This is a genomic window from Bradyrhizobium sp. AZCC 2289 (assembly GCF_036924615.1).
Classification (GTDB): Bacteria; Pseudomonadota; Alphaproteobacteria; order Rhizobiales; family Xanthobacteraceae; genus Bradyrhizobium.
The window spans coordinates 7,005,424-7,020,840 of the sequence record NZ_JAZHRY010000001.1; the positions used below are offsets into that span (position 1 = coordinate 7,005,424).

The following is a 15,417-nucleotide window of genomic DNA, read 5'->3' on the forward strand; positions in this document are numbered from 1 at the left end:
TCACAAAATCGTGGGTTCATCCGACATTGTGGAATGGAGCGACACGCGCTTGCGTCGGTTCACTCGCAAACAAGCGCGCGGGCTGCTATCGTGGCGACAGCAACACCGGACGAGGAATCCGGGAGCGAAAGGGAGATCAGCTATGACTGGTTCGAAGCATCCGCTGCCACGGCGCGCGGTGATCAAGGGCATTGGCGTGGGTGTGGCCGCCGGGATGACGGGCGCCATGCCGGTGCAGGCCGCGACCGCGGATGCATCCGAGGGCGGCGAAATCTGGAGCAGCGAATACTGGGCCAAGAAGGGCGATATTCCGCTGTGGATATATCGCAAGCGGCTCGGCGCGCCCAAGGCCGGCGAGCCGGCACGGCCGGTCCTGTTCTTCGTCCATGGCTCGTCGGTGACATCCAGGACGTTCGATCTCAACGTGCCCGGGCACGGCGAATATTCGGTCATGAACGAATTCGCCCGCTACGGTTTTGACTGCTGGACCATGGATCACGAGAATTACGGCAAGTCGGGCCGCACGTCCGGCAATGCCGATATCGCCAGCGGCGTCGAGGATCTCAAGGTCGCCGTCGAAGTCGTTACCCGCGAAACCGGCCGGAAGAAGTTTCATTTCCTCGGCGAGTCCTCCGGCGCACTGCGCGCCGGCGCCTATGCCATGGCGGCGCCCGAGCACATCGACCGGTTGGTGTTCGCAGCCTTCACCTACAAGGGCGAGGGATCGCCGACCCTGACAAAACGCGCCGAGCAGCTTGAATATTATCGCTCGCACAACATGCGCAAACGCGACCGCGAGATGATCAGATCAATCGCTACCCGCGACAAGCCCGGCACCTCCGATCCCGCCGCCATTGAGGCGCTGGCGGACGCCGAGATGGTGTTCGGCGACCAGATCCCGACCGGCACCTATCTCGACATGACCGCCAATCTGCCGGTGGTGCATCCGGAGAAGGTGCTGGCGCCGGTGCTGCTGGTGCGCGGCGAATATGACGGCATCGCCACCGTCGCCGACCTCGAGGAATTCTATAACAAGCTGCCGAGCGGCGACCGCCAGTTCATCATCCTGCCCGGCACCGCCCATTCGGTGACGCTGGCGACCAACCGGCAATTGTTCTGGCACGTCACGCGGGCGTTTCTGACGATGCCGACCCCGATTGCGACGTAAGTTGACCGGCACATAGCCGCGAGGTGCCGCTAGCTCCGCGAGCCTCGAAGGATGAGACACCCGGGCCGTCGATCCTTCGAGACGCCGCGCAAATGCGCGGCTCCTCAGGATGACGGATAGTACGGACCTCATCCTGAGGAGCTTGCGAAGCAAGCGTCTCGAAGGATGGACGCAACACACGTACTCGCGGCCATCCTTCGAGACGCGGCGAAGACGCCGCTCCTCAGGATGAGGTCCGAGATAACTTCGCAGACTCTCAGGATGACGGTCGCGGTCTGGTACTCAGCCTAGTAACTGATCCGCAGGCCGACGCCGCCGTGGATGGTGTTGCCGACCGGCTGCGGGCCGGCGGTGCCGTTGACGAAGAGGTCGGCAATCCAGCCATTGGTGATCCGGAAGCCGAGGCGGCCGCCATATTCGAACCAGTTCTGGTTTCCGATCGTCGGCACCACCAGGCCATCGCCGGTGACGGTGGCGACAATGCCGGAATGCGAGGCAAAGGATTGCACGAACCCGCCATTGATATTGGCCTCGACGCTGGAGCCGAACAGATGCGTCCATTGCCCGCCGACCTTGACCAGGTTGGTTCGATCGGTGCCGCCGGCGATCGAGGCATCGAACGGGTTGAACGCGGCGGCGGGATCCGTGTAGCCCTTGACGCGCTGCCATAGCTGCCAGACCTCGACGGAGGCTGCGACTTCATCGCGCGGCGACAGCCGGCTGATCCAGCCCGCACGGCCATAGGCGCCGTAATTGTCTGCCGTTGTCTGGCTATCCAGCGACACCGCCCCGAGGCTCGTCATGTAGCCGCGGCGATAGCGCACTTTCTCATAGGGGGTGAGGATCGCCCCGATATCGAAGAACGGCCGCGACGAGCCCCAGTCGACGAAATCATAGCGCAGCGCGAACGCACCGATCGGCGCGCTGGTGACGCTGTAGCCGCCCTCGCTGTATTGGGTGTAGGCGATGCCCGCCAGCAGCGACAGATTGGCGGTCAGGCTCTTGCGGCCGTGGATGCCGGCCGAAAACGATCCGGCCGAGCCGAATGCACTGACGCAATCGCTGCAGTTGACCTGTTCGTTGACGCCGAGCAGCACCGAGCCGAGCACGCGATTGGTGATCATCTGGTTGAAGCGTTGCTTGGCCAGATCGTTGATCGATCCCCCGCTGGAATCCGAGCCGGTCGGATTCGGGGTGGGGGGTCGGGCTGGGGGTCGGCGTGGGAGTAGGCGTCGGGGTTGGTGTTGGCGTCGCGCCACACTCGGTACAATCGCCATTCACAACGGTGTCTCCCGCCGCAAACGCAGGCGACGGCTGGATCTGAACCAGCAAAAGCCAGATTGCGGCGAGTGCGGCCGACGCGAACAGGCAGCGGATGAATCTTGCCATCGTCAGCGCCCGCACAGCATGCCGGTGGGATCGTCTTCGACGGACGGTATCACGGCCGGCGAGGCGTCGGCATATTGGCTGGTGCTGCAAAGCCCGGGCGTCCCGCCGCAATTGGATGCGAAGCTCCAGAGGACGTTGTTGGCTTTTACAATCGTGATCTTGCCGCCGGTCGAGGTGATGACCGCAGTGTCGCCGGGCTGGGTCAGCTCGATGCATTGAAAGGTGACGGTGCAGACGGTCGCGGCACCCTCCTGCAGCTTGATGGTGCTCTTGCCACGCTGCGACAGGATATCGAGGATGGTGCCGCGGACGCCGATGGTCGCGAGCGGCGTCGTGATCTTGTAGGCGGCCTTTTGCGAATTTCCGGTGACGAAGCGAAAGGCGCCCGATGTCAACTTCACCGCGACGTCACGATAATGGTGTTCGTCGTCAAACACGGTGCGGTCGAGCGTGATCGTCGCATTCGGACCGAGCGACAAATTGGTGCTGTCGGCCATCACCAGCCGCGCCGCGCTGTCGAGGCCGGTACGCACGACTTCGTCCCGCAACAGGCTATCGCCGACATTGATCTGGGTGGTTGCCGATGCCGCGACGCGGACGACTTCATTCTTGATGACGGCGGCTTCGCCGACGCGGGTTTGCGCGTGAACGGGACTTGCCATCAGCGCGACTACCAAACTGAACGCAAATGCAGAAAAAAAGCAGTGACGCGAATTCATTTCATTACCGATCGATCTATCCCGACATCGTACCGGATCGCGTGTGCATGCGATGTGGCAGATTTATCACAAGCAGCGCCTTACTAGCCCGATGGTTAGTGGCAACGAAACCAGGATGCGTTCAATGCGATGGACATAAAAATCCGCTCCGCTCACACTTGATTTTGTCCGTAATTCCATTGATCCGTGAGCATCGTGCGCAAATCACCTTCTGTTCTCCGTCGTTCGGCCGCGCATACCGCCATTATTGCGGGAGTTATTTTTTTCATCGCGCATTTCGCGATGCTGATCGGCCTGACCACGCCGGAGAAATTCTATTTCGACGAGGTGCATTATGTGCCGGCGGCGCGGCAGTTGCTCGAGCCCGTGATGCCGACGCCGATGCTCAACCCGATGCATCCGCCGCTGGGAAAGCAGCTGATCGCGCTGTCGATCCATTCATTCGGCGACGGGCCGCTGGGCTGGCGTTATCCGGGCGTGCTGTTCGGATCGCTCGCTGTTGTCGCGGTGTATCTATGCGGCCTGGCGCTGTTTGCAGCCCAGGGACCTGCGATCGCCGCCAGCCTGCTCGCGTTTTTCAACCAGATGCTGTTCGTGCAGTCGCGGATCGCGATGCTGGATATTTTTTCGCTCGCCTTCAGCCTGTTCGCGATCGCCGCCTTCATGCATGGTTTCCGGAAGCACAGGCCGCATCTCTGGTTCGCGCTCGCCGGCATCGCCTTCGGTCTCTCGACCGCCTGCAAATGGAGCGGGTTGTTCGTGCTCGCGGTCTGCATCGTGATCGTCGGCACGATCCGCCTGATGCAAAGTTGGCGTACGCAATTTGCGGATGGCAACACCGAGGATTGGTACCGTCCCGACCTCTGGCCCGGCTTCAGATATTATCACTGCGCCGCGTGCTTCGTGCTGATTCCGGCGGCCGTTTATCTCGCCAGCTTCATTCCGCTCTACGGCCTGTCGCTGCCGGATATAATGGAGGCGCAACGCCGGATTTTTACCGATAACACGACCACCGCAATTGCCGGCCACACCTATATGAGCCCGTGGCCGTCCTGGCCGTTTCTGGTGCGCCCGGTCTGGTATCTGTTCGACAAGGTCGGCGACGACCGGATCGCTGCAGTGGTGTTCCTCGGCAATCCCCTGATCCTGTGGCCGGCGCTGCTCGCGGTTGCGATCTGCCTGCGCGACTGGATCGTGACGCGGCGGGCGGATGCATTTCTGATCCTGGCGTTCTACTTCGGGCCTTACCTTGCCTGGGCGCTGCTGCCGCGAACGCTCGGTTTCATCTATTACTATCTGCCGGCCGCGACCACCGCGAGCTTCGCGCTGGTCTATGCGCTCCGGCGTGGCAACACGCCGCGCTGGCTGTTATGGGCCTTCGTCCTCGTCGGTTTCGCGGGCTTCGCCGTCATGCTGCCGATCTCGGCCGCGTTCATCGGAACCTCGATGGAGACGTTCAACCGGCTGATGATTTTCCAGAACTGGATCTGAGACGTGCGCGGGCATCGCAACGAGTCGTCTCCGCGAACGCCAGAACAACGTTGTCCGGCCTCAGAAGAAGAATCCGCCTGCCGCAACCGGCAGGCGGATCGATCGCACCCCGTCACTTCGACGCGGTCTTGGTGTCCATGTTGACGACCTGAACGCGGCGGTTGGCCGGGTCCATCGGCGCGTTCGGATCCTTCAGCTTGGTCTTGCCGTAACCGACGGTGACGAGGTTGGCGCCGGCGATGCCGTACTTGTCGACCAGGTATTTCTTGATCGTGTCGGCGCGGCGCTCGGAGAGATCCTGGTTATAGGCCTCGCCGCCGATCGCATCGGTATGACCGGCCACCACGAAGGTCGAATCCTTCAGGCTGGCGTTCGAAAGCGCCTTGCCGAGTTCCTGCACCGCCTGCGTCGAACCCTTGCTGATGTCGGCCGAGTTGTAGTCGAAGTGAATCTCGAGATCGATCTTCGGCTTGTTCGATGCGATCTCCGCGATTTCCTCGCGCTCGCCGAGCGAGAGCGACCGGGTTTTGCGGTTGCGCAGCGTATCGACGAAACTGGTTTCCTTGGCCTGGACCGCCGGGTCCACCTGTACGCCGGTCGACAGGCCGCGGGTCAGCGGCCTCGGCTTCAGCGCACTCAGGATCTGATCGGCCGAAACGGTGTTGTCGCCAGCCAGTGCCAGGCCCGCCGTCATCGACAGCGCGGCGCCGATTGTCACGATGGAAAGTCCATGAAAGCGTGTCATTGTCCTAATCCTCACGGTTTACGCCCTGCAAATTGGCGCGCATGGCGTTTTTTGGCGTGCATGGAGTTTTGATGTTGCGAGGATAGGACAGGTTCAAACCGACGAATGTGATCCAGATCACGTTGCGGAACAGCGGCTTCGCGGCGCTGGAACCGGTAGGGCGTCCGACACTATTGCGCCCCCGTCGCAGCGTCCCTCGATCGGGTTCGATCGATGCATCGCTCTGTGTGCTCTACGTTGCTGTTCATCTCCAATCTTAATGCGGTCGCGCCAGCGCCGGGTAGCGGACAACAAATCGGCCAGATGGGGACTTAAGAAAATGGCTCGCGAAGGCGATCGTAGAGCGAAACAGGCGGGCGGGTGTTTTCAGTAAAGCGTCAGCGTGAGTACCAAAATTATCGCACAGGCACACCGGATCGCACCGGTCCGGCAAGCGCAATGCCGGTCTTGATTGGCGCGGCCATGATCGCGGCGGCGATCTTGCTGTCGACGCTGATCACGGCACTTGGCGGCCGCTACCTCGCGTTCGAGGGCCCGACCGAAGAGAGCGCGTGGCTGGTCGATCGTCTCACCGGGAACCTGTACCGGTGCCAGGCCCCGGAGCGCGGCAAGGCTTCCTGCGAAGCCGAGGTCGCGACCGGCAGTATTACGGAGCGGCCGAAGCGGTGAGGGAGCGCACAGCTCACTGAAATCCGGGCCTCCTCATACGCGCGAATCCCGCTACATTGCGCGCAATGCCCCGCGCGACCGCCCCCCATCCCGTGACCAAGACCGAGGCCCGGCGAATCTGGCTGCGCGCCCAGCGGCTCGATACGCCGGTGCCGTTTGGCGACGGGCCGTTGGCCGTCGCAGCCGCGGTCGAGCATCTCGGCTATGTGCAGATCGACACCATCAACGTGATCGAGCGCTGCCATCATCACATTCTCTACAGCCGCATCCCCGGCTATCGGCGTGCCGATCTGTGGCAGGCCCAGAGCGTCGACAAGAGCGTATTCGAATACTGGACCCACGCCCTGTCGTATGTGCCCGCGAAGGATTTGCGCTTCTTCCTGCCCGCGATGAAGCTGCACAAGCGCGAAGGCCATAAATGGCTTTCATCCGTCAGCGCGGCGGACACGCGCAAGGTGATGCAGCTGCTGCGGCGCGACGGCGCGCTGACCATCCGCGACATCGAGGACGATGTGCTGACGGAGAAGGAGCATCTGTGGGCGAGCCGCAAACCCTCGAAGCGGGCGTTGCAGCTGGCGTTCTATTCCGGCGAGGTGACGATCGCAGAACGCGCCGGCATGCTGAAGACCTATGAGCTGATGGCGCGGCATTTCGGCTGGGACAAGCCGCCGAAACCGGCCTCCGCGACGGAAGTTTCCACCTACTTGCTCGATCGCGCGCTTCGCGCGCAGGGGATCGTGAGCCTGGATTCGATCTGCCATCTCGACGCGCCGAGCAAGGCTTCGATCCGGCGGCTGATCGAAGCGCGCGTGCGCCGCAAGGAGCTGGTCGCGGTCGCACTGGAAGGCGCGGGCAAGCAGGAGCATTGGGCGGATCCGGCGACGCTTGAGCCGATCGGCGAGGGCGATCCCGGCCTGGTGCACATCCTGTCGCCGTTCGATCCGCTGATTATCCAGCGCAAGCGCACCGAATTGTTCTTCGGCTATGGCCACCGTTTCGAGGCCTATGTGCCGAAGCAAAAACGCCTGTTCGGCTATTTCGCGCTGCCGGTCTTGGTCGGCGACGACATCGTCGCCGCCGTTGATCTCAAGACCGACCGCAAGAACAAAAAAATGCTGATGCAGAAATGGAGCTGGGTCGGCAAGGGCGAGAAGAAGGGCGCACGCAAGGATTTCAAGCGCCGCATCGAGGAGGAACTGGATCGTTTCGAGCGGTTTCAGCTCGCGGAGTGAAACTCCCGATCGGAACCGGGAAGCCCCGCAGCAACGGAATGCCCGCGCGCGCCTAGCGCGGGCATCGATCGTTGCCAGAAGCGGCGGCAGTGACTAATCGTCACGGACAAGAAACCGGGGGAAATTCCATGAGTCAGACGCCTGCCAAAAGCGAGATCGAGACCTCTACCATTCGTGCGATTTCGTTGCGGCTGATTCCGTATCTGGTGCTGGCTTACTTCTTCTCCTATCTCGATCGCGTCAATCTCGGTTTCGCCGCGCTGACCATGAACGCGGAACTGAAGTTCACGCCGCTGATCTTCGCCTGGGGCGCCGGCATCTTCTTCATCGGCTATTTCATCTTCGAGGTGCCGAGCAACCTCGCGCTGGAAAAATTCGGCGCCAGCCGCTGGATCGCCCGCATCATGGTGACCTGGGGCATCATCTCGGGCTTGATGGCGACCGTGAGCGGCGAATGGAGCTTCTACATCCTGCGCTTCCTGCTCGGCGTCGCCGAAGCCGGCTTCTTTCCCGGCATCATTCTGTATCTGACCTACTGGTACCCGGCGGAATACCGCGCGCGCTTCCTCGCCGCATTCGCCATTGCCGTTCCCGTGTCCACCGTGATCGGCGCGCCGGTCTCCGGTCTCCTCCTCGGGCTCGACGGCGCGATGGGGCTGAAGGGCTGGCAGTGGCTGTTCGTCATCGAGGGCATTCCCTCGGTGCTGCTCGGCATCGTCAGCTGGTTCTATCTGACCGATCGGCCGGACAAGGCCGGCTGGCTGACGGCCGAGCAGAAGGCGTGGCTGGCGGCAAAGCTGAACGCCGAGAACACCGCCAAGCAGGCGGCCACGCATTTGACGCTCGGGCAGGCGCTGACGTCGCCAAAGGTGATCGCGCTCAGCCTGATCTATTTCGGCTTCGTCGGCGCGCTCTACGGCATGCAGTTCTGGCTGCCGCAGATCGTCAAGGCGTTCGGCCTCACCAACGCCCAGACCGGATTCGTCACCGCGATCCCCTATCTGTTCGGCACCGTCGCGATGATCCTGTGGGCGCGGCACTCCGATGCCACCCGCGAACGCGTTGCCCATGTCGGCGGCCCGCTGCTCTTGACCGCGCTGGCGCTTGGCGTCTCCAGCTACATCAGCGATCCAACCACGACGATGATCGTGCTGACGATCGCCGCGATCGGCGTGTTCTGCACCTTTGCGGTGTTCTGGACCTTGCCGACCGCGTGGCTCTCGGGGACCGCGGCGGCCGGCGCGATCGCACTGATCAACTCGATCGGCAACCTCGCCGGTTTCGGCGGGCCGTTTCTGATCGGGTGGATCAAGGAAGCGACCGGCAGCACGTCGATGGGATTGCTGGTGCTGTCGCTGTTGCCGCTCGCCGCGGGCTTGCTGGTTTTCCTCGGTGGCCACGAGACCAAGACGGAATTCGCGGCCGCAAAGCAGTAAGCCGAGATCTCTCCATCCGTCGTCCCGGCCTAGTGCGCAATTGCGCACGGGGGGCCGGACCCATACGCCGCGGCCCCGGGAAGGGGCACGCGGGTGGACGGCTTTTGCAACACGACCATCGGTGGCTATGGGCCCCGGCCTGCGCCGGGGCGACGGGGATGGTTACGCGTTACGCGCTAGCCACCCAGGAACTCACGAATTAGTGTGTTAGGTGTCCACTGACGAATATTGACATTCATCAGTGAACATTCGATAGTCATCATCACGGTGTTGATGATGGAGAGGCCGATGTTCGCCCGTTCGATTTTCTCGAGCTATTACAGGCTTCTAACCGGCGCGGCGCTGGCGTTTGCCGTGTTTGCGCTGACCGGGTGCAATGAAAAGGCCGCCGAAATCGTGGCGCCCGGGCGTCCCGTACTGGTGGCGACGGTGCATTACGAGGCGGAATCCCCGGAGCGCAGTTTCGTCGGCACCATCAAGCCCCGCATCGAGGCCGACATGGGCTTTCGGGTTCCCGGCAAGGTCGCAAAGCGCCTCGTGGAAGTCGGCCAGACCGTCGATCTCGGCCAGCCGCTCGCCACCCTCGATGAAGTCGATCTGAAGCTGCAGGCCGAGCAGGCCGAGGCCGAATTCCGCGCCGCCACCGGCGTGCTGGCGCAGGCCGCCGCCGCCGAGCAGCGCGCCAAGGATCTGCGCGCCAAGGGCTGGACCACCGACGCCCAGATGGACACGAGCCGGGCCGCCGCCGACGAAGCCCGCGCGCGTCTCAATCGCGCCGAGCGTTCGGTCGAATTGACCAAGAACTCGCTTTCCTATGCGACGCTCGAGGCCGACACCCGCGGCGTCGTCACCGCAACCCTGGTCGAACCCGGCCAGGTCGTGGCCTCCGGCCAGACCGCGATCCGCGTCGCGCGCCTTGGCGAGAAGGAAGCCGTGGTCGCTATCCCAGAGACGCTGGTCGGGCGCGCCAAGTCCGGTGTTGCCACCGTGACGCTGTGGTCCGAAGCCAACAAGAAATATGAGGCAAAACTGCGCGAGATCGCGCCGACGGCCGATCCCGCCACCCGGACTTATCTGGCGAAGTTCTCGCTGCCCGGAGCCGGCGACAGTGTCTCGCTCGGCATGACCGCGACCATGACGCTGTCGGATTCCGCGACCGAGCGCGTCGCAAAACTGCCGCTGTCGGCGCTGTACAGCCAGGGCGGCGATCCCTCGCTCTATATCGTCGATGACAAGAGCGAGGTGACGCTGAAGCCGGTCACCGTGAAATCCTATGAGAGCGATTGCGTCGTCATATCGGGCGGCGTCGATGAGGGCGCGAAAGTCGTGGCGCTCGGCGTGCAGAAGATCGACCCGGCCCAGAAGGTCCGCGTCGTTTCGTCCTTGTCGTTCTAGTCCCGTCGTCATTGCGAGGAGCGAAGCGACGAAGCAATCCACACTTTCTTTGCTGCACGTTGGATTGCTTCGCTTCGCTCGCAATGACGGCGTAATGCATACGGTTTTGGAATTTGGAGAGTGACATGAAGCGCTTCAATCTTTCGGGCTGGGCGGTCAGCCATCCGACATTGATCCTGTTCCTCATGATCGCGCTCGGCGCCGCCGGCTTCTTCTCCTATCAGCGGCTCGGCCGCGCCGAGGATCCGTTCTTCACGGTGAAGGTCGTGAACATCTCCGCGATCTGGCCCGGCGCCACCGCCCAGGAAATGCAGACCCAGGTCGCCGACCCCATCGAGAAGAAGCTGCAGGAATTGCCGTTCTTCGAGAAGGTGCAGACCTATTCGAAGCCGGCCTTCGCGGCGCTGCAGGTCACTTTCAAGGATTCCACCCCGGCGAAGGACGTGCCTTATCTCTTCTACCTGTTGCGCAAGAAACTGGTCGACGTGCAGGGCCAGTTGCCGGCCGGCGTCCTGGGCCCGGTCGTCAATGACGAATTCTCGGACGTCGACTCGATCCTCTATATGATGACCGGCAACGGCGCCGACTACGCCCAGTTGAAGAAGGCCGCCGAAGGTTTTCGCCAGCGGCTATTGAAAGTGCCTGGGGTTACCAAAGTCGATCTCTACGGTAACCAGGACGAGCGCATCTATGTCGAGTTCTCTCACGCCAAGCTCGCCACCCTCGGCATCACCCCGCAGGCGCTGTTCGACTCGCTCGCCAAGCAGAACAATGTCACCCCGGCCGGCACGGTCGAGACCTCCTCGCAGCGCGTGCCGCTGCGTGTTACCGGCGCGCTCGATGGCGTGAAGGCCGTCGCCGAAACCCCGGTCGAAAGCAACGGCCGCGTGTTCCGCCTCGGCGATATCGCCACCGTCACCCATGGCTACGTCGATCCCCCGACCTTCACCGTGCGCCAGGAGGGCAAGGCCGCGCTCGGCATCGGCGTCGTGACGACAAAAGGCGCCAACATCCTCGAGCTCGGCAAGGACGTCGAAAAGGCGACCGCTGATTTCATGAAGGCGGTGCCGCAGGGTATCGAGGTCGAGCAGATCGCCGACCAGCCGAAAGTCGTCGAGCACGCCGTCGGCGAGTTCGTGCACTCCTTCATCGAGGCGCTTGCGATCGTGCTGTTCGTCTCCTTCGTGGCGCTCGGCTGGCGCACCGGCATCGTGGTGGCGATGTCGGTGCCGCTGGTGCTCGCGATCGTGTTCATCGTGATGAATGCGATGTCGCTCGATTTGCACCGCATCACCTTGGGCGCGCTGATCATCGCGCTCGGCCTTCTGGTCGACGACGCCATCATCGCGGTCGAGATGATGGTGGTGAAGATGGAACAGGGCTGGGACCGCATCCATGCGGCATCCTTTGCCTGGGAATCTACCGCGTTTCCGATGCTCACGGGGACGCTGGTCACTGCCGCTGGCTTCCTCCCCATCGGCTTTGCCAATTCGGCGGTCGGCGAATATGCCGGCGGCATTTTCTGGATCGTGGCGATCGCGCTGGTCGCCTCCTGGTTCGTGGCGGTGATCTTCACGCCCTATATCGGCGTCAAGCTGCTGCCGAACATCACCGTCCACCATAACCACGATCCGCACGCGGTTTATGAGACGCGGATGTATCGCGTTCTTCGAAGCATGATCCAGTGGTGTGTCGATCACCGGGTCAAGGTGGTGCTGGCGACCGTCGGTGTCTTCGTGGCCTCGATCGTGGCCTTCGGCCACGTGCAGCAGCAGTTCTTCCCGCTGTCGGAGCGGCCGGAACTGTTCCTGCAGTTGCGCCTGCCCGAAGGCACCGCCTTCAACGTCACGGAAAAATCGGTGAAGACGGCGGAAACGCTGCTGAAGGACGACAAGGATATCGCGACCTATACCTCCTATGTCGGCCAGGGCTCGCCGCGCTTCTGGCTCGGCCTCAATCCGCAACTGCCGAACGAAGCCTTTGCCGAGATCGTGATCGTGGCCAAGGACGTCGAGGCCCGCGAGCGGATCAAGGCGCGGATCGAGCAGGCGGTCGCTGACGGCACGCTGTCCGAAGCGCGCGTCCGCGTCGACCGCTTCAATTTCGGTCCGCCGGTCGGCTTCCCGGTCCAGTTCCGCGTCATCGGCCCCGACGCCAACGCGGTGCGCGACATCGCCTACAAGGTGCGCGACGTCATGCGGCAGAATCCGAATATCAAGGAGGCGCAGCTCGACTGGAACGAGCAGTCGCCCTACCTCAAACTGGTCGTCGACCAGGACCGCGCCCGCGCGCTCGGTCTCACGCCGCAGGACGTCTCGCAGGCGCTCGCGATGCTGATCTCGGGCGCGCCGGTGACGACGATCCGCGACGGCATCGAGAAGGTCGGCGTGATCGCGCGTGCGGTGCCGTCCGAACGGCTCGATCTTGGCCGCGTCGGCGACCTCACGGTCACGTCACGCAACGGTGTGGCCGTGCCGCTGCAGCAGATCGCCAGGATCGAGTATGCGCATGAGGAGCCGATCATGTGGCGGCGTAACCGCGACATGGCGATCACGGTGCGTTCCGACGTCGCCGACGGCGTACAGGCGCCCGACGTCACCAACCAGATCTGGCCAAAACTGCAGGAGATCCGCGATCACCTCGAGCCGGCCTACCGGATCGAGGCGGGCGGTGCGTTCGAGGAATCCGCCAAGGGCAACGCGTCGATTTTCGTGCTGTTTCCGCTGATGGTGATCGTCATGCTGACGCTGTTGATGATCCAGTTGCAGAGCTTTTCGCGGCTGTTGCTGGTCTTCCTCACCGCGCCGCTCGGCATCGTCGGCGCCTCGCTCGGCCTGAATATCGCCAACCAGCCGTTCGGCTTCGTGGCGCTGCTCGGCCTGATCGCGCTGGCCGGCATGATCATGCGCAACGCGGTGATTTTGGTGGACCAGATCGAAACCGACGTCGCCCACGGCCTGACGCGCAAGGAAGCCATCGTCGAAGCCACCGTCCGGCGTGCCCGCCCGGTGGTGCTGACGGCGCTCGCGGCGATCCTGGCTATGATCCCGCTGTCGCGCTCGGCCTTCTGGGGCCCGATGGCGATCACCATCATGGGCGGATTGTTTGTTGCAACCTTCCTGACCTTGCTGTACCTGCCGGGCCTCTACGCCCTTTGGTTCCGCAAGAGCCTGGAGGAAAGCGGCCCGAGCGAGCTGCCCGTTTCTGCGCCGCAACATGGGACGGAAGCCCAGCCCGCATTTCCGCTTGCTGAAGCTGCCGAATAATTGAACATTGAGTACGCAATGACGCTGACTGCCGAACATATCGAACCCGACACCCGCGAGCGGATTCTCGTGGTGGCGGAGCGTCTGTTCCGCCAGATCGGCTACCAGAAGACCACGGTCGCCGACATCGCCAAAGAACTGCGGATGAGCCCGGCCAACGTGTACCGCTTCTTCGATTCGAAGAAGTCGATCCACGAAGGCGTCGCGCGCGGCCTGATGGGCGGGGTCGAGGAGGCGGCGCAGGCCATCGCGACCCAGAGCGGCCCGGCGGCGGTGCGCCTGCGCGAGCTGATGAAGACCATCCATCGCATGAACTCGGAGCGCTATGTCGGCGATTCCAAGCTGCATGAGATGGTCGAGATCGCGATGGAGGAGGACTGGGACGTCTGCGTGACCCATATGCAGCTGATCACCGAGACGATCGGCAGCGTGATCGCGCAAGGCGCGGCGTCCGGCGAATTCGAGGTTGCCGACCTTCAGCTGGCGGCGATGTGCGCCTGCACCGCGATGATCCGGTTTTTCCATCCGCAGATGATCGCGCAATCCAGCAACAAGCCGGGGCCGACCATCGACGAGATGATCGATTTTGTGATCGCGGGGCTGGCGCCGCGGGCTAAAACCGCAGCCCGGAATTAATCCGTACCGTCATTGCGAGCGCAGCGAAGCAATCCATAGCGCCGCGTGACATGGCATGGATTGCTTCGCTGCGCTCGCAATGACGAAAAAGGAAGAGACCTAAATGGACGCGAAAAGCCCGAAAGACCTGCATTTTTACGAACCGAAGAACGGCCACGGTCTCAAGCACGATCCCTTCAACGCCATCATCGCCCCGCGCCCGATCGGCTGGATTTCGTCGCGGGACTCCAGGGGCAATATCAACCTCGCGCCCTACAGCTTCTTCAACGGCTTCTGCTATCACCCGCCGATCATCGGCTTCTCCTCGACCTCCTGGAAGGACACCGTCGCCAATGTCCAGGAGAGCGGCGAGTTCGTCTGGAATCTCGCCACCATGGACCTGGCGAAACAGATGAACGCAACCGCCGCCCACGTCGCCCATGACGTCAGCGAGTTCAAGATCGCAGGGCTGACCGCGGTGCCCGGCAAGGTCGTCAACGTGCCGCGGGTGGCGGAAAGCCCGGTCTCGTTCGAGTGCAAGTTGACGCAAATCATCCAGCTGCAGGGCGCCAACGGCGAAAAGGCGCAGGCCTGGCTGACTTTGGGCGAGGTCGTCGCCGTTCATATCGACAAGGCCATGATCAGGGACGGGGTCTACCAGACCGGCCTCGCCCGCCCGATCGTCCGCGCCGGCCGCAAGGGCGATTATTTCGAAATTCGCCCCGAGGCGATGTTCGAGATGGTCCGGCCGGATTGATAGCCTCCACGCCCTGGCCCGCGTGATTTGGGTGTCTGCCACCGCTAGCCCAGGCACCATCTCGACTGAAAGGTCGCCCGAGAAGGGCGGCCTTTCTTTCTTACGGGTTGATCATTCCGCGACGGCTTCGCCGGAGCCCCCAAGCTCGGCGGGAAAATCCTTGAGCTTCGGGAGACCGTCCCGCATTGGCAGCACCGTTTCGGCGTAGTTGACGTGAACGCCCGGCTTGAACTCCAGCGTCGGAATCGTCGCTACAAACACGTCCACCAGCCCGAGGGTCGGATGATTGGTCATCAGATGACCGCCGCATTTCCTGCAGTACTTGCGCTCGCTGAGCGGCGTCTTCTGAAACGTCGCAATATGCTCGGCTCCCGACTCGATCTCGAGCGCCTCCGGCTTCCAGAGGCTGAAGGCGTTGACCGGCCCGCCAGACCACGAGCGACAGGAACGGCAGTGACAATAACCCATTCCCTCGGGCGCACCCTTGACCACAAGTCTGACGGCTCCGCAAAAACAGCTTCCGGCGTGACTCATT

The 15,417-nt window shown here is 62.9% G+C and carries 12 protein-coding genes and 1 pseudogene; 9 read left to right on the forward strand and 4 right to left on the reverse strand.

The features are described from left to right. The first annotated feature begins 142 nt into the window (after window positions 1-142). Window positions 143-1,168 (forward strand): alpha/beta hydrolase, encoded by a 1,026-nt coding sequence (locus V1289_RS33300; protein ID WP_334402399.1) that lies wholly within the window; start codon window positions 143-145, stop codon window positions 1,166-1,168. A 287-nt stretch (window positions 1,169-1,455) separates the two neighbouring features. Here V1289_RS33300 and V1289_RS33305 read toward each other — a convergent pair. Both V1289_RS33305 and V1289_RS33310 read right to left on the reverse strand, forming a co-directional pair. Then, a pseudogene (locus tag V1289_RS33305) lies at window positions 1,456-2,557 on the reverse strand (hypothetical protein). Window positions 2,558-2,559: 2 nt separating this feature from the next. Continuing rightward, entirely contained in the window at window positions 2,560-3,219 is a 660-nt protein-coding gene (locus tag V1289_RS33310; protein ID WP_334402401.1) for a FecR family protein, read from the reverse strand. A 243-nt stretch (window positions 3,220-3,462) separates the two neighbouring features. Between V1289_RS33310 and V1289_RS33315 the strand changes: the two genes are divergently transcribed. Then, window positions 3,463-4,767 carry a phospholipid carrier-dependent glycosyltransferase gene (locus tag V1289_RS33315; protein ID WP_334402403.1) on the forward strand — a complete coding sequence of 435 codons (1,305 nt, stop codon included), beginning with the start codon at window positions 3,463-3,465 and terminating at the stop codon, window positions 4,765-4,767. Between the two features lie 112 nt (window positions 4,768-4,879). Here the strand turns inward: V1289_RS33315 and V1289_RS33320 are convergent, their stop codons facing one another. Continuing rightward, on the reverse strand, window positions 4,880-5,512 hold the full coding sequence (locus V1289_RS33320; RefSeq protein ID WP_334402405.1) for an OmpA family protein: 633 nt from the start codon (window positions 5,510-5,512) through the stop codon (window positions 4,880-4,882). 438 nt (window positions 5,513-5,950) lie between these two features. On the opposite strand from V1289_RS33320, the gene V1289_RS33325 reads away from it, so the two are divergent. The 7 genes from V1289_RS33325 (at window position 5,951) to V1289_RS33355 (ending at window position 14,882) form a co-directional block, all read left to right on the forward strand. Beyond that, window positions 5,951-6,181: a hypothetical protein gene (locus V1289_RS33325; protein ID WP_309182942.1), complete on the forward strand. Its 231-nt coding sequence runs from the start codon at window positions 5,951-5,953 to the stop codon at window positions 6,179-6,181. Window positions 6,182-6,246: 65 nt separating this feature from the next. Next, window positions 6,247-7,413: a winged helix-turn-helix domain-containing protein gene (locus tag V1289_RS33330; RefSeq protein WP_334402408.1), complete on the forward strand. Its 1,167-nt coding sequence runs from the start codon at window positions 6,247-6,249 to the stop codon at window positions 7,411-7,413. Between the two features lie 128 nt (window positions 7,414-7,541). Beyond that, window positions 7,542-8,849 carry an MFS transporter gene (locus V1289_RS33335; protein ID WP_334402410.1) on the forward strand — a complete coding sequence of 436 codons (1,308 nt, stop codon included), beginning with the start codon at window positions 7,542-7,544 and terminating at the stop codon, window positions 8,847-8,849. A gap of 288 nt (window positions 8,850-9,137) precedes the next feature. Continuing rightward, window positions 9,138-10,244 (forward strand): efflux RND transporter periplasmic adaptor subunit, encoded by a 1,107-nt coding sequence (locus V1289_RS33340; protein WP_334402412.1) that lies wholly within the window; start codon window positions 9,138-9,140, stop codon window positions 10,242-10,244. Window positions 10,245-10,369: 125 nt separating this feature from the next. After that, a complete protein-coding gene (locus V1289_RS33345) occupies window positions 10,370-13,510 on the forward strand; it encodes an efflux RND transporter permease subunit (protein ID WP_334402414.1) in 3,141 nt (1,046 codons plus the stop codon). 18 nt (window positions 13,511-13,528) lie between these two features. Beyond that, window positions 13,529-14,146, forward strand: a complete 618-nt coding sequence (locus tag V1289_RS33350) for a TetR/AcrR family transcriptional regulator (RefSeq protein WP_334402416.1) — start codon at window positions 13,529-13,531, stop codon at window positions 14,144-14,146. Window positions 14,147-14,249: 103 nt separating this feature from the next. Further along, window positions 14,250-14,882, forward strand: a complete 633-nt coding sequence (locus V1289_RS33355) for a flavin reductase family protein (protein WP_334402418.1) — start codon at window positions 14,250-14,252, stop codon at window positions 14,880-14,882. Window positions 14,883-14,993: 111 nt separating this feature from the next. Here the strand turns inward: V1289_RS33355 and V1289_RS33360 are convergent, their stop codons facing one another. Then, window positions 14,994-15,416: a GFA family protein gene (locus V1289_RS33360; protein WP_309182952.1), complete on the reverse strand. Its 423-nt coding sequence runs from the start codon at window positions 15,414-15,416 to the stop codon at window positions 14,994-14,996. Window position 15,417: the final 1 nt, after the last annotated feature.